Origin of the sequence: Microbispora sp. CL1-1 (genome assembly GCF_012034195.1) — a bacterium.
In the GTDB taxonomy this organism is placed as follows: Bacteria; Actinomycetota; Actinomycetes; order Streptosporangiales; family Streptosporangiaceae; genus Microbispora.
The window spans coordinates 189,438-209,849 of the sequence record NZ_JAATEK010000009.1 but is presented as its reverse complement, the minus strand read 5'-3'; the positions used below and the strand labels follow the sequence as shown (position 1 = coordinate 209,849).

Genomic DNA, 20,412 nt, shown 5'->3' with positions numbered 1-20,412 from the left:
ATGCCGCCGAAGGTCGCGGAATCGAGCGTCGTCCGGTGCCCGCACTGCGGCCGCAACAACCGCGTGCCGCGGGCGGGTGCCGGAGTCCCGCGCTGCGGCGAGTGCCGCGAATCGCTGCCCTGGGTGGTTGACGCGGGGGACGAGGACTTCGCCGAGGTCGCCGAGGCGGCGCCGATTCCGGTCGTCGTCGACTTCTGGGCGTCCTGGTGCGGACCATGCCGCATGGTGAGCCCGGCGCTCCACCAGGTCGCCACCGAGCTGGCCGGGCGGATCAAGCTGGTGAAGGTGAACATCGACGAGGCACCGGAAACCTCGCGGCGCTTCGGCGTGCAGGCCGTCCCGACGCTCGTTGTGATGAAGCAGGGGAAGGTCGTGGCCCGGCGGGCCGGGGCGGCGCCGGCACCCGTGTTGCGGGAGTGGGTCGGCGATGCGCTGGCCGGATGAGCTGGTCGAGACCCCCGACCTGCAGGGGGCCTACCCTCGGCTGAGCGAGGCGCAGATCCAGGCGCTGTCCGCCTGCGGCGAGCGGCGGTCGGCCCGCCGGGAGGACGTTCTGTTCGCGGAGGGCGACCCGTGCGTCGCCTTCTTGGTCGTCCTGGCAGGCAAGGTCGCGGAGGTCAAGGGATACGGATTCGACGATCAGGTGATCGGCATCCACGGGGCCGGCCGGTTCCTGGGCGATCTCAACGTGCTCACCGGCCAGGCCAGCTTCATCACGGCCGTGGTGGCGGAGGACGGTGAGGCGCTCGCCGTGCCCGCCGAGGAGCTCCGCCGGTTGGTCACCGAGGACGAGACGCTGGGCGATCTCGTCCTGCGCGCCTACCTGATTCGCCGCTCGATGCTCATCGGGCTCGGGGCCGGCTTCCGCATCATCGGCTCCCGCTACTCGCCGGACTGCCGGCGGCTGCGTGAGTTCGCGGCCCGCAACCGGCTGCCGCACCGGTGGATCGACCTGGAAGAGGACACCGACGTCGAGAGCCTCCTGCAGCGGATGGGTCTCACTCCGCAGGAGACCCCGTTCGTGATCTGGCGCGGTGAGAAGGTGCTGCGCAATCCGACGAACGCGGAGCTGGCCAAGTTGATCGGCCTGCCGGCGCCCGCGCCGCGGGAGAGCGGCTGGGACCTGCTCGTCGTCGGAGCCGGTCCGGCGGGGCTGGCCGCGGCGGTGTACGGCGCCTCGGAGGGCCTCACGACGATCGTCCTCGACAGCGTGGCGACGGGCGGTCAGGCGGGCACCTCGTCGCGGATCGAGAACTACCTCGGCTTCCCCGCCGGGCTCTCCGGCGGCGAGCTGGCCGAGCGGGCGGAGATCCAGGCCCGCAAGTTCGGCGCGCAGTTCTCCATTCCGGCCGAGGCGTGCACGCTCCAAGAGCAGGAAGGCCATCACGTGGTCACCGTGAAGGAAGGGGCGGTGATCCAGACGCGGGCGCTGCTCATAGCGACGGGCGTCCGGTACCGGAAACTCGACGTGCCCGACCTGGAGAGGTTCGAGGCGACCAGCGTCTACTACGCGGCCACCGCGTTCGAGGCACAGATGTGCAGCCGGGACCCGGTCGTCGTCGTGGGCGGGGGCAACTCGGCCGGCCAGGCGGCACTGTTCCTCGCCCAGCACGTCGCCTCCGTCCGCCTGCTCGTACGCGACGACGCGCTGACCAGGAACATGTCCCGCTATCTGGCGGTCGAGATCGAACAACACCCCGGCATTCAGGTGATGCTGAACACCCAGGTCCGGCGGCTGGTCGGGGAGCAGACGCTCGAGGCGGTCGTCGCCGAGGACAACGTGACCGGGGAGCGGTTCACCCTCGAGGCCCGCGCGATGTTCGTCTTCATCGGTGCGGAGCCGTACAGCCGGTGGCTGGCCGACGAGGTCGCGCTCGACTCCCGGGGATACATCCTGACCGGGCTGGACGCCGCTCGCTCCGGCAGGAAGGGCGTACCCGACTCCGCCGGCCGGCCGTTCCCGCTGGAGACCAGCAGAGCGGGTGTGTTCGCGGCCGGCGACGTGCGGAACGGGTCGATCAAACGGGTCGCGTCGGCCGTCGGCGAGGGCGCGATGGCCGTGCGCCTCGTGCACGAACACCTTCAGCTGAGGGGCTGAGGCCCACGCGGGGAGGAAGGGGACTGGCGATGGCAGAAGTGATGGCGGTGCCGAGGTTCGAGCGGTTCTTCAGGAAGGCGGCGGGCCTCGACGTCGACAAGGAGGATCTCCGGCGCTACAGCGACTTCGTGAACCAGAAGCTGTACGACCTGCTGGTGATCGGCGAGGCCCACGCGAAGGCGAACGTCCGGGACATCATCGAGACCTGGGACCTGCCCATCACCAAGGGCCTCCAGGAGAGCATCCACCGGTTCCGCGACCTCGACGAGGACATCGAGCTGAAACCGATCCTGGAGCAGCTCGCGGCGTTGCCCCCGCTCGACCTGTCCATCGGCGAGGAGGTGACGAAAAGGCTGCCCGAGATCGCCGGCGGGCTGTCGCTGGCGCTGGCGCGCACGTTCACCATCCTCGATCCCGGCCTGAAGAATCCGAGGACCGAGCAGTGGGAACGCGTGATCCGCGTTTTCGAGCTGCTTCTCTAGAAGCGAGGACATCATGAAGGCAGTCGTATACGAAGGACCCCGGCAGGTCGGTGTCAAGAACGTGCCGGACGCGCGGATAGAGATGCCCACCGATGTTCTGGTCCGCGTCACCACGAGCAACATCTGCGGGTCGGACCTGCACATGTACGAAGGCCGGACCGACCTGGAGCCGGGCCGTGTCCTCGGCCACGAGAACCTCGGCGAGGTGGTCGAGGTGGGGCCGGGAGTGGTACGCGTCCGCGTCGGCGACATGGTCTGCGTGCCGTTCAACGTCGCGTGCGGCTTCTGCGCCAACTGCGAGAGCGGCCTGACCGCCTTCTGCCTCACCACCAACCCGGAGCCGGGGGTTGACGGGGCCGCTTACGGCTTCGCGGACATGGGCCCGTACAACGGCGGCCAGGCCGAGCTGCTGCGCGTGCCGTTCGGCGACTTCAACTGCCTTGTCCTGCCGGACGACGCGCGGGAGAGGCAGACCGACTACGTCATGCTGGCCGATATCTGGCCCACCGGCTGGCACGCGACCCAGCTCGCCTGTGTGCAGGCCGGCGACTCGGTCGTGATCTACGGGTCGGGGCCGGTCGGCCTGATGGCCGCCTACTCCGCGATGTTCAAGAGCGCGGGCATGGTGATGGTCGTGGACCGCCACCCGGACCGGCTGGCCAAGGCCGAGGAGATCGGGGCGATCCCGATCGACGACTCCAAGGCATCGCCGGTCGACCAGGTCATGGAGCTCACGCACGACAGGGGCGCCGACCGGGGCTGCGAGTGCGTGGGCTACCAGGCGCACGACCCCCAGGGGCACGAGCATCCCAACATGACGCTGAACAACCTCGTCAAGTCGGTGAGGTTCGCCGGGACGATCGGGGTCGTGGGCGTGTACATCCCCACGGATCCCGGCAGCCCCGACGACCTCTACAAGCAGGGCGAGATCGCCTTCGACTACGGGATGTTCTGGTTCAAGGGCCAGACCATGGGCAACGGTCAGTGCAACGTCAAGAACTACAACCGGCAGCTCTGCACCCTCATCCACCAGGGGAAGGCCCGGCCGTCGTGGGTCGTCTCACACGAGCTGAATCTGGACGACGCGCCCGGCGGCTACGAGCACTTCGACCGGAGGGATCCCGGCTGGACCAAGGTCGTCCTGCATCCCGCCGGCATCGGCTGACCCTCCCGTCGCGGCCGCGGGCCTCGCGGTCCGCCATGGCGGTGAGGGGGGACGCGCCATGCGCATGCCGGACGCCCGCTGGCTCAAGCAAAGGCTGCACGACGCCTTCAACAGGCACGATCTGGACGAGGTGATCCAGTGTCACAGTCGGGACGCGGTCCTGGTGACCCCGGCGGGCGTCGCGGAGGGACACGAGCAGATCGCCTCTTACTACGAAGATCTGTTCAGGGGCTTCCCCGACATGCGCATTACGGTCTGGCACACCGTCCTGTGCGCCGATCCGGCGGTGACCGAATGGCTGCTCACCGGCACCCACGCCGGGCCCTTCCTGCTGCCCGGGGGCCAGGTGCTGGAACGAACCGGCCGCCATGTCGCCATCCGGGGCACCAGCACCTGTTCGGTGGGCAACGACAGGATCATCAGTCACCGCATCTACTTCGACCAGCTGGAGCTTTACAGCCAGCTCGGCGGGCGCCTCGTCTTCGACGAGCGGCCGCCGTCGCGTGAGCGGTGGGCGGAGGGGTGAGCGATGCCGGCAGACGACATGGGCGACACGGTGACGGTCGAGCTGTTCTTCCAGTGCAGGCACGACGTCGTCAGCGAGGAGATCCGGGTTCCACGGGCCGACTGGGACAAGATGAGCGCGGGCCAGCGCGACGCGTACCTGGCCGACCGCGTCGACGCGCTCGTGTGCGCGAACTCCAGCGCCGGTTGGAGGGAGATCTAGGAGTGGGGTAGGGCGAGCGTGGGCGGCATGGCGACCAGGACCAGGGACAGGGTCCGTTCCTGGCTCCTGGAGGGGCTTCAGCACGAGGACGTGATGCCCGCCGGGCCCCACGTGATGGAGGCGCCGCACAGGCGGCATGCCTGGTGGCGGGTCATGTGCCTCACCGGTCTCGACTACTTCTCCACCCTCGGCTACCAGCCGGGGATCGCCGCGCTGGCGGTGGGCCTGCTGTCGCCCGTCGCGACGTTGTTCCTCGTCGCGCTGACGCTGTTCGGCGCGCTGCCGGTCTACCGGCGGGTGGCGGTGGAGAGCCCGTACGGCCAGGGCTCGGTCGCCATGCTCGAACGGCTCGCTCCGAGGTGGTGGGGCAAGCTGTTCGTCCTGGTGCTGCTCGGGTTCGCGGCCACCGATTTCGTGATCACGATGACGCTGTCGGCGGCCGACGCGGCAGCGCACATCCTGGAGAACCCCTTCGTGCCGCGTGCCCTCCAAGGGCACCAGATGGCCGTGACGCTCGGCCTGCTGGCGCTGCTCGGCGGCGTGTTCCTGATGGGCTTCAGCGAGGCGATCGGCCTCGCCGTCGTCCTCGTGGGCGTCTACCTGTCGCTCAACGTCGTGGTGGTGACGGCAGCCGTGCTCCATCTCGCCGACCGGCCCGTCCTGTTCGCCGGCTGGAAGCAGGCTCTGCTGTCCTCGCACGGCGGGCCGGCGTCGATGGTGCTGCTGTCCCTGCTCGTCATGCCCAAGCTCGCCCTCGGCCTGTCCGGGTTCGAGACCGGGGTGGCCGTCATGCCGCTGATCAAGGGGGATCTGCCGGGACGGATCAGGGGAGCCAAGAGGCTGCTGACGACGGTGGCCCTGGTCATGAGCGTCTTCCTGATCGCCAGCAGCTTCGTCACGAGCGTGCTGATCCCGTCGCGGGAGTTCCGGGAGGGCGGCAGGGCCGACGGCCGGGCCCTGGCGTACCTGGCTCACGCCTACCTCGGGAACGGGTTCGGCACGCTGTACGACGTGAGCACGATCGCGATCCTGTGGTTCGCCGGCGCCTCCGCGATGGCGGGCCTGCTCAACCTCGTTCCCCGCTACCTTCCCCGGTATGGCATGGCCCCGGACTGGACGCGGGCGGTCCGGCCGCTCGTCCTGGTCTTCACGGCGGTCGCGTTCGCCATCACCGTGATCTTCCAGGCGAGCGTGACGGCGCAGGGCGGGGCGTACGCCACCGGAGTCCTCGTGCTGATCCTCTCGGCGGCCGTCGCGGTCACGGTCTCGGCCCACCGGCGCCGCAGGCGCGCGGCGGCGGCGTACGCGGCCATCACCCTCGTCCTGATCTACACGCTGGTGGCGAACGTGATCGAGCGGCCGGACGGTGTGAAGATCGCGTCGTTCTTCATCGCGGCCATCGTGGTCACCTCGCTGATCTCCCGGGCGACCCGGTCCACCGAGCTGCGGGTCACCCGCGTGGTCCTCGACCCCCTGGCGGAGCGGTTCCTCCGGGAGGTGCCCGGCAACGAGGTCTACCTGGTCGCCAACGAGCCGCAGCGGCGGGACCGGGCGGAGTACGAGGAGAAGCTGCGCGAGCAGTGGCGCAACCACCGGCTGGATCCGGCCACGCCGGTGCTGTTCGTGGAGGCCGCCGTCCCGGACGCGTCGGAGTTCCTGACCGAGCTGAGCGTCCGGGGCGAGGAGCGGCACGGGCACCGGATCCTCCGGCTGGAGAGCTCCTCGATCCCGAACGCGCTGGCCGCCCTGCTGCTCTACATCCGGAACCGCTTCCTCAAGCTGCCGCACATCTACTTCCACTGGTCCGAGGAGAACCCCGTCGCCGCGATGCTCCGTTATCTGGTGTTCGGTGTGGGCGACGTCCCGGCGATGACCCGCGAGATCCTGCGGGAGGCCGAGCCCGATCCCGAACGCCGTCCCCGGGTGCACGTCGGGTAGGCCGACCGGCCTGCGCGTTTGCGCCACTCGGACGGGGGTATCGGCTGCCCGATGTCGTCGTCCGCGGGCTCTGTCTCCGGCCCGGCACCCATCCGGCAGGTCGCCGAGCACGAGTCCCGCGAGCCGGCGAGGCGGGAGGGCCGGAGCCACCCGCCCGCCGAGGTCCGGGAGACCTGCCCGGTGGCGGTCCGAGACCGGGACGGCAGGGTTCCAGCAGGTTCGCCGTTCGGGGGAGGGATCGTATGGCGGACGCATGGACGTTCGAGGGTCAGCCGGCCGCCCTGGGCGCCGGCACCGTGACGCTTGTCGAGGGGAGCTCGTTCTGCGTCTCCTCCTGGAACGGCGACATCCGGCCCGGCGGGCCGCAGGGCGTCTACCACGCCGACACCCGGCTGCTGTCCCGGTGGGAGCTGCGGGTGGACGACGCGCCGATCGAGCCGCTCCAGGTGCTGGCGGGCGCGCCGTACCACGCCACGTTCCTCGGCCGGACGCAGCCGAGGCCGGGGCGTGCGGAGAGCACCCTGATGGTGGTGCGGGACCGGTACGTCGGGGGCGGCCTGCGGGAGGACCTGCTGCTGCGCAACCTCTCCGACGAGCCGGCCGGCTGCGTGGTGGACGTCCACATCGGCTCCGACGTCGCCGACCTGTTCGAGGTGAAGATCAACCGGGTTCGGCACGTCCCCGACGTCGAGCTGGTGCCCGAGGGGGCGAGCCTGCGGGTCTACTCGCCGAGCCGCGCACGCGGCGCCGTGATCAGGGCCGCCGACGCGCTGGCCGTTCCCGGGCTGCTCGGCTTCCGCGTGGCCGTACCGGCCCGGGGGGAGTGGAGGGCGTCCCTCCAGGTGAATCCGATCATCGACGGCGAGGAGTCGCAGGCGTGGTTCTCCACGCGTCACCCCGTCGAGCACGCCAGGCCCGCCGTGCGCCTGGCGGCCTGGCAGCGGCACGGCCCGTGCGTGGTCACCGACCATCCGGTGCTGGCCATGACGCTCCGGCGGTCGAAGGAGGACCTGGGGTCGCTGCGGCTGTACGAGCCCGGGTCCCCGGACGAGCCGCCCACGATAGCCGCCGGCGCGCCGTGGTTCATGACGCTGTTCGGCCGCGACTCGCTGCTGACCTCGTGGATGGCGCTGCCGCTCGACCAGTCGCCGGCGCTCGGCACGCTGCGCCGCCTGGCCCGGCTCCAGGGCACGAAGATCGATCCGCTGTCGGAGGAGGAGCCCGGGAAGATCCCGCACGAGCTGCGGTTCGGCGCGCGGCAGGGCGTCTCCCCCCACGGCGCCGCCTGCTACTACGGCTCGGTCGACGCCACCCCGCTGTACGTCGTGCTCCTCGGCGAGCTGCACCGCTGGGGCATCCATCGCGAGGCCGTCGAGGAGCTCGTGCCGCACGCCGACGCGGCGCTGTCGTGGATCGAGGAGTACGGCGAGCGCGCGGGCCCGATCGAGGGGTTGCTCTGGTATCGCCGCAAGACCGACAAGGGCCTGGTCAACCAGGGCTGGAAGGACTCCTTCGACGGGGTGAACTTCGCCGACGGCACCCTGGCCCGCGCGCCCATCGCCCTGGCGGAGGCACAGGGCTACGCCTACGCCGCCTACGTCACGCGCAGCCACTTCGCGCACGAGGCGGGCGACCACGAGACCGAGCGCCGCTACCTCGACAAGGCGTCCTCCCTCCGCCGCATGTTCAACGAGCTCTTCTGGCTTCCCGAGCGGGGCTGTTACGCGATCGGGCTGGACCGCGAGGGCAGGCCCATCGACAGCGTGGCCTCCAACATGGGCCACTGCCTGTGGACCGGCATCGTGGACGAGGACAAGGCGGAGTACGTCGCCTGGCACCTGCTGTCGGAGGAGATGTTCACCGGGTTCGGCGTCCGCACGCTCGCATCGTCGATGGGCGCCTACAACCCGATGAGCTACCACAACGGATCGGTGTGGCCGCACGACAACGCCCTGATCGTGTCGGGCCTGATGCGTTACGGGTTCGTCGCCGAGGCGCAGCGGGTGGCCATGGGCCTGCTGGACGCTGCGGAGGCGTTCGGCGGGCGGCTCCCCGAGCTCTTCTGCGGGTTCGGCAGGAAGGAGTTCCCCGTCCCGGTGCCCTATCCCACGTCGTGCTCCCCCCAGGCGTGGGCGGCGGCGAGCCCCGTCCAGATCATGCGCGCGCTGCTGCGCTTCGACCCCTGGATCCCGCACGGCCGGCTGTGGGTGGCCCCGGTGCTGCCGGAGAAGTTCGGCGAGCTGAGGATCACCGGGCTTCCGCTCGCCGGTGGACGGGTCAACCTCGTGGTGTGGAGCAGTGGCGAGACCAAGGTGAGCGGACTGCCCCCCGAGATCGAGGTGCGCTGCGAGCCCCGCCCATCGGACGGCACGCTCGCCGACCACCACGACCGGTTCACGGGCGAGCCGTGAACGACGGCTCGCCCGCGCGGGACCAGCGGTACGGGGACCACCCCCTGGTCATCCGGGGTGCGCGCACGAAGCTGGACGTGCGGCTGCTGAAGGCGCTGGCCGCGGCCGAACGCGTGATCCTCTATGTGGTGTCGGCGGCGTTGCTGGCGATCGCGGGCGGCATAGTGATCATGTTGTTCGTCATGGTGGTGAGCGGCGGCGAGAGGTGGACGGAGAAGGTCGTCGTCGTCATCGAGGATCTCCTCCTCGTGCTCATCGTCCTGGAGATCTTCGCCACCGTCCTGACCCACCTGGAGGGCGGCCGGCTGCGGCTCGAGCCGTTCATCATCGTCGGCATCATCGCCGTCGTACGGCACATCATGTCGGTGGTCGTGCGGCTCACCGTGTCGATGACGGCGGCCGAGAGCCGGGAGCAGTTCACCGAGATGGCGGTCTACGCGGGGGTGGCCTTCCTGCTCACCGCCGCACTGGCACTGGCGCGGTGGTCACAGTCGAGAATCCAGCGGCGGCCCTGACCCGCGCCCGGTCGCCGAGCGGCCGGCTTGCCGAGAGGATCTGCCGGCCGCGGCTCAGTGATGGTAGGCGTGGACGACGGCGTGTCCCTTGCCCCTGCCGATTATCCACTTGTTGATCGGCGTGGTGACCAGGAAGGCGACGAGCAGGGAGAGCGCCAGGCTGCCCCAGAACAGCGCGGACGTCAAAGTGGCGGCCATGGCGCCCGGGATGGCGATCATGACGCCGTTGTCCACGATCTCCATGACGATGATGGAGACGGTATCGGCCGCCAGCGCCAGCTTGATCGCGCTGCCCCAGCCCACTCCGGCCTTACGGAGGGGCAGCAGGGTCAGCAGATAGCCGAAGAAGAAGGCGAGCACGACGGCCACGGCGACGGACGGGCCGGTGGTCCGGCCGAGCGCGGTGGAAATCACCAAGCCGAGCACTTCGCCGATGGCGCACCCGGTCAGGCAGTGCAGCGTCGCGGACGCGGCCGTCCGCCAGGATGCCTTCGTTCCGGCGCCGTGATGTGAACGGGCCGCATGGTCCATGGTCGGCGGGTGCTCCCCGTGCTCATGCTCCATCTGGTTGTGGTGGTGGTGCTCGCTCATGACGGCTCCGACACATGTAGGTGGACCTCGTTTGCTCGTCCGAAACTAATACCCCCTAGGGGTATCCCGCGAGTGCGGTGCCGAGCGGGCGATGTCCGCCGAAGCGGGCCCGGCCGCCTTCGACGAAACCGGCATGCGCGACCATGAGAACGGTTGCGAACGCCGCGGCGCCGTGGTGTGCCGGGCGGTGGGGCTGAGGTTGTGTTCAGGCGGTGGGGCTGAGGTTGCGTTCGGCCCACTCCTGGAAGCTCGTCACGGGAAGGCCCAGATCGCGGGCGAATTCCGGCCGGGCGGGCTGGGTCCGGACGTTCATGTACGCGTGTGCGATCCCCATGTCCGGCATCCCTGCGGCCTTGGCCTGCTCGAGCGTCATGTCGGGCGCCTCCAGCGGGACGCCCAGCGCGCGCGACAGGACTGCGGCGATCTCCTTCATGGACAGGAAGTCGCCGGCCAGCTCCAGCTCGACCTCGTGGAAGCGGTCGGGGTCGGTGATGGCGGCCGCGGCCGCGACGCCGACGTCCTCGGTGTCGATGAGCGGGACGCGGGTGTCCGGCTTGATCAGGCTGGCCAGGCCGCCCTCGATGCCGCGCGGGAACAGAAAGCGCATGGACGGCAGGAAGTTGATCATGAAGAAGGACGGCTTGAGCAGCGTCCAGCGGGGGAAGCCGGCTGTGCGGAGCCGGTCCTGGATGGCGGTCTTGGCGGTGAGCGGAGGCTCCAGGGCGCTCCAGCGACCTTCGTTCCAGCCGGGGATCTCCTCCTGCCGGCCCGCGCCGCTGACCGAGGTGTGCACGAACTGCGGGACGCCGGCCGCCCTGGCGGCCTCGATGAGGTTGACGCCCATTCTCACCTCGGCGTCGAAGTCGAAGCCGGTCCCGGTGAAGGGCGCCATCTGCACGGAGAAGACGGCGCGGGCGCCCTCGGCGGCGCGGTCCAGGGAGCCGCGGTCGAGCAGGTCGCCGGTGACCAGTTCGGCGCCGGCCGCCTGGATGGCTCTGGCGGGTTCGGAGTCAGGGTTGCGGACGAGGGCGCGGACGGGGACCCCGGCGGCGAGCAGGGCGCGGGCGGTGGCGCCGCCTTGCCTGCCGGTGACGCCGGTGACCAGGACGGGTGCGGTGGATGTGGGCATGACTCTCCTCTGCCGAACGAAAACGGCGGGGTCCGCCGCTTATCTTCGCGGTACGATATGGCGGCCCCCGCCGTTTAGCAAGCCGAATCGGCGGGGTCCGCCACTTATCGATGGGGTGATGACGCCATGCCCGAGCGCCAGCGCGCGGACGCCCGGCGCAACTACGCGCGCATCCTCGCCGTGGCCGAGCAGGAGGTCGCCGCCCATGGCGCGAACGCCTCGCTGGAGCAGATCGCCCGCGTCGCCGGGGTCGGCTCGGCCACCGTGCGCCGCCACTTCCCGACCCGCCGCGCCCTGCTGGAGGCGGTCTCCCACCAGCGCGTCGACACCCTGTGCGAGCGCGCCGGCGAGCTGGCCGGCACGGACGACGGCCGCGCCGCCCTGCTGGAGTGGCTGGGCGACCTGCTGGCCTACTGCGTGAGCGCCCGCGGGCTCGCCGACGTCCTCACCTACGACGCCGAGGCCGAGGCGGCGCACCAGAACGCCTGCTCGGCCCGCATGGAGGAGGCAGGCGAGCCGCTGCTGTGCCGGGCGGTCCGAGACGGAGCGGTGTCCAGCGAGGTCACCGTCGCCGACCTGGTCACGCTGGTGGTCGGCATCGCGCTGGCCACCGAGCACCACCCCGATCCCAGGGCGGCGGCCGAGCGCCTGTTCACGCTGGCCGTGGCAGGCCTGAGCCCGCAGCGCTGACATCGCGGAACTGACATCCGGAGCGGCGCCGGCGCTCGGGAAGTTCCGCGAGTTCGTACGGATCCTGGCCGAGGCCGGCGAGGACGCCGACGTGCACGACGCGTGGGTGACCCGCATGCTGATGATCACGGGGCGTACGGAGAGGCCCCGGTCTTCGCGGGCGCGGCGGACTTCGCTCTGGAGCTGCTGGAGAGCCGGACGCTCGACGGCCGCATCCAGGAGCTCGTCTACCGCCCCACGCTGCACTGACGGGCGGGCTCAGACCAGGCTCTCGCCGCCGTCGACGGTGATGATCTGGCCGGTGACGTAGTTGTCGGCCATGCAGAACAGCGCCGCGGCGGCGCGGCCTCCTCGGCGGTGCCGACGCGGCCGAGCGGGGTGCCGGCGCCGCCGGTTTCCTCCGCGGCACCGGCGTGACTGCGCCCGGCGTGGTTCACGCGGATGCCGATAGGACCATGTCGGCCGATGACGTCGGCCACTGCCTCGTCATGGCTCGGGCCTGGGGGAGGGCATCGCTTCCGCGCGGAACACGCCTGCTGCATGCCGGTCCGCTTGAGCACGGGCTGCGGGCCCGGCGCAGCGATCAGTGCACTCGTTCCCGGCCGAGGAAGCACGACAGGAGCCGCCTGAACTCGTGCGGGTGCTCGATCGCGGGCACGTGCCCGCATCGGCCGAACACGTGCAGACGGACGTCGGCCAGGTGTTCGAGCAGGGGCAGGGCCGCCGTTCCGAGCGGGGTGACCCGGTCCTCGGCGCCGTGGACGAGCAGCACGGGCGCGCGGATCCCTGCAAGCGTTGGCGCCGAGAGGGTGAGGTCGTCGGCCCAGCGTGCCCTGGGTGGAGGGAACAGCGACGCGTACGCGGCCGCGCCCTCCAGCATCGCTTCCGCACGGGCGGCGACGGCCGACTCGGTCACGAGCGCCTGGTCGAAGAAGAGACGGCTCAGCATGTCTCGCGCCCCGGCAGGGCCGGCGGGGGCGGCCCAGAGCGCGTCGAGGTCGGGGGACAGCGGCGCCCCGGGGGCGCCCATCGTCGAGACCGCCACGACATGGGTGACCTGCCGGGGACGCACGGCCGCCAACGCCAGCGCCACGGCACCGCCCATGGAGTGGCCCACCACGGCGTAGTGCTCGACACCGAGAGCGTCCATCAGGCCCGCGGCCTGCTCCGTCCACAGCCGGAGCCCGCCCCGGGAGCCCGGCGGCATCGGTGTGCGGCCGAACCCCGCCTGGTCGGGGGCCACGAGGCGCCAGGACGCGCCCAGCGCCTGTGCCGTCGCCGCCCAGGCCCCGGATCCGGTCGTGCCGGGTCCGGAGCCGTGCAGCATCAGCACCGCGGGACCGGTGCCGGTGTCCATGACGTGGACGGGGGAGCCGCCGACTGTGACGGTCCGAAGTTCCGTCACAGTCGGCACCTCACGTGTGCTCATGCCGACGCGGAGTCGATGGACTTCGAGAAGACCTCCATCATCACCTTGCCGAACTGCGGCATGTCGGGCCAGCCGCGGCAGGAGACGAGGTTGCCGTCGACGACGTCCGGAGCGTCGATGACCGTCGCGCCGGCGTTCTCCATGTCACCGGTGATGGGTGGGAAGCACGCCGTCTTCCGGCCCTTCAGCAGCCCGTACACGGCCGGCACCTGCGCGCCGTGGCACACCAGCGCGATGGGGAGGTTGCGTGCGAAGAAGTGCTCGGTGATGCGCCTGACGTCGGGGTCGACCCGGATCCACTCGGGGGCGCGTCCTCCGGGGATGATGAGGGCGTCATAGCGCTCGACGTCGACCTCGGCCCAGGTCACGTCGACCGGCAGCTTCCGGCCGTTCTTCTCCACGTAGGCGTCGGAGTTCGGGTCGAACTCGTGGATGACCAGCTGGATGTCACGCTTCGTCCGTGACGAGACGTCGACGTCCCAGCCGCCCTCCTGTACGCGGTAGTAGGGATACATGGTGTCGAGCTCCTCGGCGGCATCGCCGGCTAGGAGCAGCGCTCTGGGCACCTGCTTCTCCTCGAAACTGGGGCGGGGGGAGACGGATCCAATCCGATCCGATCCGATTTCGCCAGCATTCCTCGGCCTGGCCCGCCCGTCAAGCCTTTACCGCGATTCGTCCGCGTCCTTGACCTCATCGAACAATCGCCGGAATCGCTCGCCCGACCGCAGGATGTGCCGGCGCATCGCGTAGGCGGCGGCGTCGGGGTCGCGCGCGGCGATCGCGGCCACGACCTCCTCGTGCTCGGCCATGGCCAGGTGGGTGACCTGGGTGTCGTGGAGAAGCCGGAACAGGTGCACGTGGGTGTGCAGGCGGGCGAGCGCTTCGCGGATGGCCTGGTTCTCCCCGCTCAGGGCGACGAGATCGTGGAAGGCGGCGTCGCGCAGCCCGAAGGCGCCGTACGCCATGCGCCCGCTGCCCCCCTCCAGCTCCGCCATCTCCTCAAGCATCCGCCGCAGGCCGTCCACCTGCTCCAACGACGCCCGTTCCGCGGATCTGCGCGCCGCCGCCGGTTCGAGAAGCAGGCGGAGCTCGAGCATCTCCTCGAATCGGTGACGGGTGATCTGGGGGGGAATGCGATAGCCGGCATGGGGAACGCGCACGACCAGGCCCTCGGACTCCATGCGGTTGAGAGCGTCTCGGATCGGCGTCTGCGAGACGCCCAGCTCTCGTGCCAGGGCATCGATGGTGACGCGGGAACCGGGCTCGATCCGTAGTGACATCAGCTGTCCGAGCAGCGTGTCGTACACCTCGTCGGCGAGCCGGCCGCGGGATCTTCTCGGCGGCGTTCCGGCCGTCAGGGTCCCACCGCGCCGCGCGATCATCGCTTCGTCGTCCATCGTGACACGAGGTCCTTTCTTATCTCTTCGGGAACCTGTTGACATCGGTCGCAACGCTGCGGGATGTTGACGCCCCCAATCGGATCGTATAGGAAAGGGGGCGGATGCTGGCCATCCCCCACAAATCGCGGAATCGTCCGCCATCGCTCCGCTTCGACCAGTTGGAGCTCCTCATGAGCATGTTCGACGTCCTATTCGATTCGCCGCCGGGCCCCGCACGGCCCGAAGGACTTCGCGCCTGCCTGGAGCTCCACTGCGTCGTGGCGTACTCGTGACGCCCCTGTCTGCGGGTCAGCCCCTGCGACAGCCGGTAACACGCCTCAACACCCCCCAACTGCTCGGCGAAGCACGCAGCAAGGCTCCAAAGCCCCCCACCCAGAAAGCAGGCAAGGATGCGGTATCCACATCGAATAGGACGACTGTCGGTTCCCGGTCGAAGGGCACGGCTGGCAGCGGCGGCCATGTTGATGGTCACGACCGCGGTGGCCTGCGGCGGCGGCACGGATAGCAGCGCCCCCAAGGCGCCGGCGACCATCCCCGAGCTCACCAAGGACCCGCTGACCCTCAGCTTCATCTGGTTCGACTGGCCCCCCGCTCACGCGCTGGAGGACTTCGCGAACGCGGAGTACACCAAGGTGCGGCCGAACGTGACCATCAAGGTCAACACCGTGCCGAACGCGAACTGGCACGACGCCATGTTCACCCAGTTCGCGGCGCACAAGACCGACTTCGATATCCCGATCCTGGACTCGCAGCACATCGGCGAGGCCGTGACGAACGGCAACATCCTCGACATCACCGACTTCGTCAAGAAGAACATCGACGTCAACGCCTACAACCCGTATCTCCTGGCGGCCTACGGCCAGTTCCCCCAGGCGGAGACCGGCAAGCGCGACGAGAACGCCAGCCTGTACGGACTGCCGCTGCTCGGCGACACCTGGACGATGATCTATCGCAAGGACCTGATCGGCGACAAGCCGCCGCAGACCTGGGACGAGATGATCTCGGTCGCCGAGAAGTGCCAGGCGGACAACCCCGGCGTCAGCGGCCTGGCCTTCCACCAGGCCAACGGCTCCGACGCCGCGGCCGTCACCTACAACACGGTCAACGGCGTCTACGGCGGCAACCTCTGGGACGCCAAGACGCGCAAGATCGACGGCGTCCTCAACGACGCCGCGGGCCAGGAGGCGATGGACGTCCTGGTCAACAAGATGAAGCCGCTGACCGCCAAGGGCTCCGGCAACTGGTTCATCGACGAGGTGAACGCGGCGGTCGCCCAGGGCAAGGCGTGCATCGCGTTCAACTGGATCGCCGCGAGCGGCGCCCTGCTCGACCCGAAGGAGTCGACGCTCGGCAGCACGCGGGAGGAGATCCTCGAGAAGCTGGGCTTCGCCACCCTGCCGACCCAGAAGACGAACCTGGTGCCTCTCGGCGGCATGGGGATGCACGTGTCGGCCTACTCCTCGGAAGAGAAGCAGGCGGAGGCGCTGAACTTCATGAAGTGGTTCGAGCAGGCCGACATCCAGAAGAAGTGGGCCGCCGCCGGTGGCGTGCCCGCGCGTACGGACGCCCTCGAGTCGCCCGAGTTCCTCAACGCCGGGCCGTTCAACAAGGTGTACGCCGACTCGGTTCCGCGGATGCGGGACATGTGGAACGTGCCCGAGTACGCGCGTCTCGTCGACATCGAGAACACCAACGTGAACGCGGCTCTCAACGGCGCGAAGAGCCCGAAGGAGGCGCTCGACGACATCGCGAAGCAGCAGCAGAGCGTGCTCGACTCCAGCAACCGTAAGGGCGGCGGCGGGCTGTGAGTGACTCCGCCTCCCTGACGACCGACCACCCCGGGCAGGCGGCGTCCGCGACGCCGCCGGCCCGGGGCCGGTCCCGCCGCCTGAGCGACCGATGGCTCGCCGTGGTCTTCATCTCCCCGGCGCTGCTGCTGTTGCTCGCGATGTCGGTGTTTCCGTTGCTGTGGGCGTTGTACCTGTCGTTCACCGACTACTCGGCCACCCGCGGGGGGCCGGCCAATTTCGTCGGGCTCGAGAACTACACCGCCATCCTGGCTTCGGCGCAGGTCCACCTGAGGGCCCTGACGACGCTGATCTACGTGATCGGCGCCGTCGCCCTGCAGACCGTGCTGGGCTTCACCATCGCCTATCTGATCTCGCGGCGTACGCACGGGCGAGGGCTGCTGACCACGCTGTTCCTGGTTCCGATGATGCTGTCGCCGGTCGTGGTCGGGCTGTTCTGGCGGTTCATGCTCGACGCGCAGTTCGGCGTGATCAACAGCATGCTCGGCTCGCTCGGCCTGGGGCAGGTGGAGTGGCTCACCCGGCAGCAGACGGCGTTGTTCTCGCTGATCGTGGTCGACACCTGGCAGTGGACGCCGTTCATCATGCTCATCGCGCTCGCGGGCCTCACCGCGGTCCCGAAGTACCTGTACGAGGCCGCCTCGATCGACCGGGCGTCCGAGTGGTTCCGGTTCCGCACCATCACTCTTCCGCTGGTGTGGCCGCTGCTCCTCATCGCCGTGCTGTTCAGGGCCATCGAGGCGTTCCGGCTGTTCGACCTCGTCTACATCCTCACCAGCGGAGGGCCGGGGGTCTCCACCGAGACGTTGTCGTTCCACGTCTACAAGGTCGCGTTCCTGGGCTTCAACACCGGAACCGCATCGGCGTACGGGATCCTCATGGTCCTCGTCGTCATCGTCCTTACGCAGCTCTATCTGCGCTACTTGAACAAGCTCAAGGAGGACTGATGGCCGTGTCCGTCGACGAGGCCGTGTCCACGAGTCCTGTCCGGGATGAGACGCCCCCCGCGCGCCGCTTCGGCCTTCGCGGCCGCTCGGTGCTGGAGGTCGCGCTGCTGGCCGTGCTGGCCGTCGTGATGCTCTTTCCGGTGCTGTGGATGGTCGAGACGTCCATCAAGGAGAACCGGGACGTCTACGCCATCCCGGCGAAGTTCTTCGGTTTCACGGTCACCCTCGACCATTTCAAGGACGTGTTCGTCGCCTCCGGCGGCGGCCGTTCGACCTTGTCCGTCGCGTTCCTCAACTCCGTCGTGGTCGCCGGGGTCTCCACGGCGCTGGCCACCGTGCTGGGGGTCCCGGCGGCCTGGGCCTACTCGCGCTTCGCCGTGAAGGCCAAGAAGGACCAGCTGTTCTTCATCCTGTCCACCCGCTTCATGCCGCCCGTGGTGGTCGTGATCCCGATCTTCCTCATGTACCGCCAGGTCGGGCTCATCGACTCCAAACTGGGCCTGATCCTCATCTACGCCGCGTTCAACGTCCCGTTCACGGTCTGGATGATGAAGGGGTTCGTCGACGAGGTGCCCGCGGAGTACGAGGACGCCGCCATGCTCGACGGCTACACCCGCCTGCAGGCGTTCCGGCGGTTCACCCTTCCGCTGCTGCTGCCCGGCATCGCCGCGACGGCGGTGTTCGCACTCATCTTCTCGTGGAACGAGTTCGTGTTCGCCATCTTCCTCACCTCCAGCGACAGTGTGCGTACGGCCCCGCCCGCCATCGCCGGCCTCATCGGCGGGACCACCGTGGACTGGGGTCTCGTGGCCGCCTCCTCCGTGGTGTTCGCCCTGCCGGTGCTCATCTTCGCCTACCTGGTGCGCAAGCACCTCGTCGCCGGTGTGACGCTCGGGGCGGTGCGACGCTGATGGCGGGCATCGAGGTGACCGCCCTGCACAAGCGGTATCCGGACGGGACCGTCGCGGTCGAGCACGTGGACCTGTCCATCGGCGACGGCGAGCTGTTCGTGATGCTCGGCCCTTCGGGGTGCGGCAAGACGACGACGCTGCGGGCCATCGCCGGCCTGGAGAGGCAGACGACGGGCGACATCCGCATCGGCGACACGCTGGTCAACGACCTGCCGCCCGCCGAGCGCGACATCGCCATGGTGTTCCAGTTCTACGCTCTCTATCCGCACCTGAGGACCCGCGACAACCTGGCGTTCCCGCTGCGGGCCGAGGGACTGCCCAAGGCGGAGGTGCGCGAGCGGGTCGACGAGGCCGCCCGGCTGATGCGGCTCGGCCCGCTCCTGGACCGGCGACCGCACCGGCTGTCCGGCGGTGAGCAGCAGCGCGTCGCGCTCGCTCGCGCCCTGGTGCGGCGACCGCGCGCGTTCCTCATGGACGAACCCCTCACCAACCTGGACGCGGAGCTGAGGGCGGACATGCGCACGGAGATCAAGCACCTCCAGGGGGAGCTGGGGACGACGATGGTCTACGTCACCCACGACCAGGTCGAGGCGATGTCGCTCGGCCACAGGATCGCCATCCTCAACAAGGGCCGCGTCGAGCAGATCGGCACACCGCTGGAGGTCTACGACCGCCCGGCGAGCCTGTTCTGCGCCGCGTTCATCGGCTCACCGCCGATGAACCTGATCGAGGTGGAGATCGCCGACGGGAAGCTGCGCAGTAAGGGCGGGCTGGTCCTCACGCCGCCGCCGGGCCTGCCGCGCGACCGCCGCCTGGTCGCAGGCGTACGGCCGGAGGCGCTGGAAGTCACGGAACCGGGGGCGGAGGGTTCGGCCCCGGCCCGCGTGATCTCGGCCGAGTGGCTGGGCGACGAGATCATCTACGTGGTCGACCACGGCGGTGAGCACGAGGTGCGGGTCCGGATGCCGCCGACTGTCCGTTTCGCCGCCGACGCACCGGTCGGTCTGCGGCACACCGGCGGGCCCCCGCCGGTCTACGACGTGAGCACGGAAGAGCTGGTGGCCTGATGGGAACCGTGGCAGCGCACGGGCTGCGCAAGTCCTTCGGCAAGGTCCAGGCACTGGACGAGGTGACGCTGGACGTGCCGGACGGCTCGTTCTTCGTCGTGCTCGGCCCCTCCGGGGCGGGCAAGACGACGACCCTGCGGGCGATCGCCGGCCTCGAGAAGCTCGATGCCGGCTCGGTGCACCTGGACGGGAGGGACGCGACCGGCGACGCCCCGGCCGACCGCGACCTGGCCATGGTGTTCCAGAGCTACGCCCTCTACCCGAAACTCACGGCGTACGAGAACATCGCCTCGCCGCTGCGGGCACGCCGCTGTTCTTCGAGCGAGATCGCGGCCGCCGTCGAGCGGATGTCGAGCCTGCTGCACATCGAACGGCTGCTGCAGCGTCGTCCCGCGCAGATGTCGGGCGGTGAGATGCAGCGTGTCGCCCTGGCGCGGGCGCTGGTCCGCAGCCCGCGCGCGTTCCTCATGGACGAGCCGCTGACGAACCTCGACCTCAAGCTCCGCGTCGAGATGCGCACCGAGCTCACCCGCATCCACCGGAGCCTCGGAGCGACCTTCATCTACGTGACCAACGACCAGGTCGAGGCCCTGTCGATGGCCGACCAGGTCGCGGTCCTCAAAGAGGGGAAGGTGCAACAGGTCGGAACGCCGGCCGAGGTGTACGAGCGTCCGGCCAACCAGTGGGTCGCGGGATTCGTCGGGAGCCCGCATATCAGCCTGCTCGCCTGCCGCGCCGAGGGAGACCGCCTGGTCGGTGAGAGCTGGACGCTGCCGCGGCCTCGCTGGGCCATGGCCGAGGACGGCCGTCCGCTGCTGCTGGGCCTGCGCGCGGAGAACGTGTCCATCGAGCAGCGCGGGGACGCGTCGCTGCCGGGGGAGCTCTACGGGCTTGAGCCGCTCGGCGACCGGACGGTGGTCGACGTCCGCGTGGGGACGGAGATCCTCAAGGTCAAGGCACGACCGACAGTCACGGGTGTGCCGGGCGAGCGGCTGCAGGTCACGGTCGACCTGGACCGGGCGCACCTGTTCGACGCGGACACCGGGCTGTCGTTGTCCGATGCCGGGAGATGAACACACAGGGCGGCGAGGTCACGCCGGACAT

Annotated in this window: 21 protein-coding genes; 16 read left to right on the top strand and 5 right to left on the bottom strand. The window is 69.8% G+C overall.

Annotated features, from left to right (window positions below):
• From trxA to HCK04_RS43580, 9 genes are all read left to right on the top strand, one after another.
• Positions 1–444 carry a thioredoxin gene (gene trxA, locus HCK04_RS14255; protein ID WP_142647750.1) on the top strand — a complete coding sequence of 148 codons (444 nt, stop codon included), beginning with the start codon at positions 1–3 and terminating at the stop codon, positions 442–444.
• Positions 428–2,098: a cyclic nucleotide-binding domain-containing thioredoxin-disulfide reductase gene (locus tag HCK04_RS14250; protein WP_142647749.1), complete on the top strand. Its 1,671-nt coding sequence runs from the start codon at positions 428–430 to the stop codon at positions 2,096–2,098. Before trxA ends, HCK04_RS14250 begins: the two co-directional genes overlap by 17 nt.
• A gap of 29 nt (positions 2,099–2,127) precedes the next feature.
• Positions 2,128–2,580, top strand: coding sequence for a DUF1931 family protein (locus HCK04_RS14245; RefSeq protein ID WP_142647747.1), 453 nt, complete (start codon positions 2,128–2,130; stop codon positions 2,578–2,580).
• Between the two features lie 13 nt (positions 2,581–2,593).
• A complete protein-coding gene (locus HCK04_RS14240; protein ID WP_142647745.1) occupies positions 2,594–3,745 on the top strand; it encodes a glutathione-independent formaldehyde dehydrogenase in 1,152 nt (383 codons plus the stop codon).
• A gap of 58 nt (positions 3,746–3,803) precedes the next feature.
• A complete protein-coding gene (locus HCK04_RS14235) occupies positions 3,804–4,271 on the top strand; it encodes an ester cyclase (RefSeq protein ID WP_205830224.1) in 468 nt (155 codons plus the stop codon).
• 3 nt (positions 4,272–4,274) lie between these two features.
• Positions 4,275–4,472 (top strand): hypothetical protein, encoded by a 198-nt coding sequence (locus HCK04_RS14230; RefSeq protein WP_142621515.1) that lies wholly within the window; start codon positions 4,275–4,277, stop codon positions 4,470–4,472.
• A 27-nt stretch (positions 4,473–4,499) separates the two neighbouring features.
• Positions 4,500–6,410, top strand: a complete 1,911-nt coding sequence (locus HCK04_RS14225) for an amino acid transporter (RefSeq protein ID WP_142647743.1) — start codon at positions 4,500–4,502, stop codon at positions 6,408–6,410.
• A gap of 242 nt (positions 6,411–6,652) precedes the next feature.
• Positions 6,653–8,821, top strand: coding sequence for a glycogen debranching N-terminal domain-containing protein (locus HCK04_RS14220; protein ID WP_142647741.1), 2,169 nt, complete (start codon positions 6,653–6,655; stop codon positions 8,819–8,821).
• Positions 8,818–9,336 (top strand): phosphate-starvation-inducible PsiE family protein, encoded by a 519-nt coding sequence (locus HCK04_RS43580; protein ID WP_142647740.1) that lies wholly within the window; start codon positions 8,818–8,820, stop codon positions 9,334–9,336. Before HCK04_RS14220 ends, HCK04_RS43580 begins: the two co-directional genes overlap by 4 nt.
• A gap of 54 nt (positions 9,337–9,390) precedes the next feature.
• On the opposite strand, the gene HCK04_RS14210 is transcribed toward HCK04_RS43580, so the two are convergent.
• Both HCK04_RS14210 and HCK04_RS14205 read right to left on the bottom strand, forming a co-directional pair.
• The gene (locus HCK04_RS14210; protein ID WP_142647738.1) at positions 9,391–9,927 is read right to left on the bottom strand and encodes a DUF4396 domain-containing protein; all 537 of its coding nucleotides are present in this window, start codon (positions 9,925–9,927) and stop codon (positions 9,391–9,393) included.
• A 205-nt stretch (positions 9,928–10,132) separates the two neighbouring features.
• Entirely contained in the window at positions 10,133–11,056 is a 924-nt protein-coding gene (locus tag HCK04_RS14205; protein WP_142647736.1) for an NmrA/HSCARG family protein, read from the bottom strand.
• Between the two features lie 126 nt (positions 11,057–11,182).
• Here HCK04_RS14205 and HCK04_RS14200 point away from each other — a divergent pair, with 126 nt between their 5' ends.
• Positions 11,183–11,746, top strand: a complete 564-nt coding sequence (locus HCK04_RS14200) for a TetR/AcrR family transcriptional regulator (RefSeq protein ID WP_142647734.1) — start codon at positions 11,183–11,185, stop codon at positions 11,744–11,746.
• A gap of 102 nt (positions 11,747–11,848) precedes the next feature.
• A complete protein-coding gene (locus tag HCK04_RS14195) occupies positions 11,849–11,995 on the top strand; it encodes a hypothetical protein (protein WP_240971394.1) in 147 nt (48 codons plus the stop codon).
• 334 nt (positions 11,996–12,329) lie between these two features.
• Here the strand turns inward: HCK04_RS14195 and HCK04_RS14190 are convergent, their stop codons facing one another.
• From HCK04_RS14190 to HCK04_RS14180, 3 genes are all read right to left on the bottom strand, one after another.
• Positions 12,330–13,151, bottom strand: coding sequence for an alpha/beta fold hydrolase (locus HCK04_RS14190; protein ID WP_142647732.1), 822 nt, complete (start codon positions 13,149–13,151; stop codon positions 12,330–12,332).
• Positions 13,152–13,171: 20 nt separating this feature from the next.
• Positions 13,172–13,741 carry a DJ-1/PfpI family protein gene (locus HCK04_RS14185; RefSeq protein WP_142647730.1) on the bottom strand — a complete coding sequence of 190 codons (570 nt, stop codon included), beginning with the start codon at positions 13,739–13,741 and terminating at the stop codon, positions 13,172–13,174.
• A 96-nt stretch (positions 13,742–13,837) separates the two neighbouring features.
• Complete coding sequence (locus HCK04_RS14180; protein WP_142647728.1) at positions 13,838–14,572, bottom strand: GntR family transcriptional regulator; 735 nt, start codon at positions 14,570–14,572, stop codon at positions 13,838–13,840.
• Between the two features lie 461 nt (positions 14,573–15,033).
• On the opposite strand from HCK04_RS14180, the gene HCK04_RS14175 reads away from it, so the two are divergent.
• Genes HCK04_RS14175 through HCK04_RS14155 form a run of 5 tightly spaced genes read left to right on the top strand, consistent with a single transcriptional unit; the run spans position 15,034 to position 20,381 of the window.
• Complete coding sequence (locus tag HCK04_RS14175; protein WP_205830223.1) at positions 15,034–16,383, top strand: extracellular solute-binding protein; 1,350 nt, start codon at positions 15,034–15,036, stop codon at positions 16,381–16,383.
• Complete coding sequence (locus HCK04_RS14170) at positions 16,380–17,330, top strand: sugar ABC transporter permease (protein ID WP_142647724.1); 951 nt, start codon at positions 16,380–16,382, stop codon at positions 17,328–17,330. Before HCK04_RS14175 ends, HCK04_RS14170 begins: the two co-directional genes overlap by 4 nt.
• Positions 17,330–18,241, top strand: a complete 912-nt coding sequence (locus tag HCK04_RS14165; protein ID WP_142647722.1) for a carbohydrate ABC transporter permease — start codon at positions 17,330–17,332, stop codon at positions 18,239–18,241. The genes HCK04_RS14170 and HCK04_RS14165 overlap by 1 nt, the downstream gene beginning before the upstream one ends.
• On the top strand, positions 18,241–19,308 hold the full coding sequence (locus HCK04_RS14160; protein WP_142647720.1) for an ATP-binding cassette domain-containing protein: 1,068 nt from the start codon (positions 18,241–18,243) through the stop codon (positions 19,306–19,308). Before HCK04_RS14165 ends, HCK04_RS14160 begins: the two co-directional genes overlap by 1 nt.
• Complete coding sequence (locus tag HCK04_RS14155; protein ID WP_142647718.1) at positions 19,308–20,381, top strand: ABC transporter ATP-binding protein; 1,074 nt, start codon at positions 19,308–19,310, stop codon at positions 20,379–20,381. Before HCK04_RS14160 ends, HCK04_RS14155 begins: the two co-directional genes overlap by 1 nt.
• Positions 20,382–20,412: the final 31 nt, after the last annotated feature.

Excerpts from the sequence above, each read along its gene's own strand:
- trxA (WP_142647750.1), top strand. The coding sequence starts at position 1 with ATGCCGCCGAAGGTCGCGGAATCGAGCGTCGTCCGGTGCCCGCACTGC.
- HCK04_RS14250 (WP_142647749.1), top strand. The coding sequence starts at position 428 with ATGCGCTGGCCGGATGAGCTGGTCGAGACCCCCGACCTGCAGGGGGCC.
- HCK04_RS14245 (WP_142647747.1), top strand. The coding sequence starts at position 2,128 with ATGGCAGAAGTGATGGCGGTGCCGAGGTTCGAGCGGTTCTTCAGGAAG.
- HCK04_RS14240 (WP_142647745.1), top strand. The coding sequence starts at position 2,594 with ATGAAGGCAGTCGTATACGAAGGACCCCGGCAGGTCGGTGTCAAGAAC.
- HCK04_RS14235 (WP_205830224.1), top strand. The coding sequence starts at position 3,804 with ATGCGCATGCCGGACGCCCGCTGGCTCAAGCAAAGGCTGCACGACGCC.
- HCK04_RS14230 (WP_142621515.1), top strand. The coding sequence starts at position 4,275 with ATGCCGGCAGACGACATGGGCGACACGGTGACGGTCGAGCTGTTCTTC.
- HCK04_RS14225 (WP_142647743.1), top strand. The coding sequence starts at position 4,500 with ATGGCGACCAGGACCAGGGACAGGGTCCGTTCCTGGCTCCTGGAGGGG.
- HCK04_RS14220 (WP_142647741.1), top strand. The coding sequence starts at position 6,653 with ATGGCGGACGCATGGACGTTCGAGGGTCAGCCGGCCGCCCTGGGCGCC.
- HCK04_RS14210 (WP_142647738.1), bottom strand. The coding sequence starts at position 9,927 with ATGAGCGAGCACCACCACCACAACCAGATGGAGCATGAGCACGGGGAG.
- HCK04_RS14205 (WP_142647736.1), bottom strand. The coding sequence starts at position 11,056 with ATGCCCACATCCACCGCACCCGTCCTGGTCACCGGCGTCACCGGCAGG.
- HCK04_RS14200 (WP_142647734.1), top strand. The coding sequence starts at position 11,183 with ATGCCCGAGCGCCAGCGCGCGGACGCCCGGCGCAACTACGCGCGCATC.
- HCK04_RS14180 (WP_142647728.1), bottom strand. The coding sequence starts at position 14,572 with ATGGACGACGAAGCGATGATCGCGCGGCGCGGTGGGACCCTGACGGCC.
- HCK04_RS14175 (WP_205830223.1), top strand. The coding sequence starts at position 15,034 with ATGTTGATGGTCACGACCGCGGTGGCCTGCGGCGGCGGCACGGATAGC.
- HCK04_RS14165 (WP_142647722.1), top strand. The coding sequence starts at position 17,330 with ATGGCCGTGTCCGTCGACGAGGCCGTGTCCACGAGTCCTGTCCGGGAT.
- HCK04_RS14160 (WP_142647720.1), top strand. The coding sequence starts at position 18,241 with ATGGCGGGCATCGAGGTGACCGCCCTGCACAAGCGGTATCCGGACGGG.
- HCK04_RS14155 (WP_142647718.1), top strand. The coding sequence starts at position 19,308 with ATGGGAACCGTGGCAGCGCACGGGCTGCGCAAGTCCTTCGGCAAGGTC.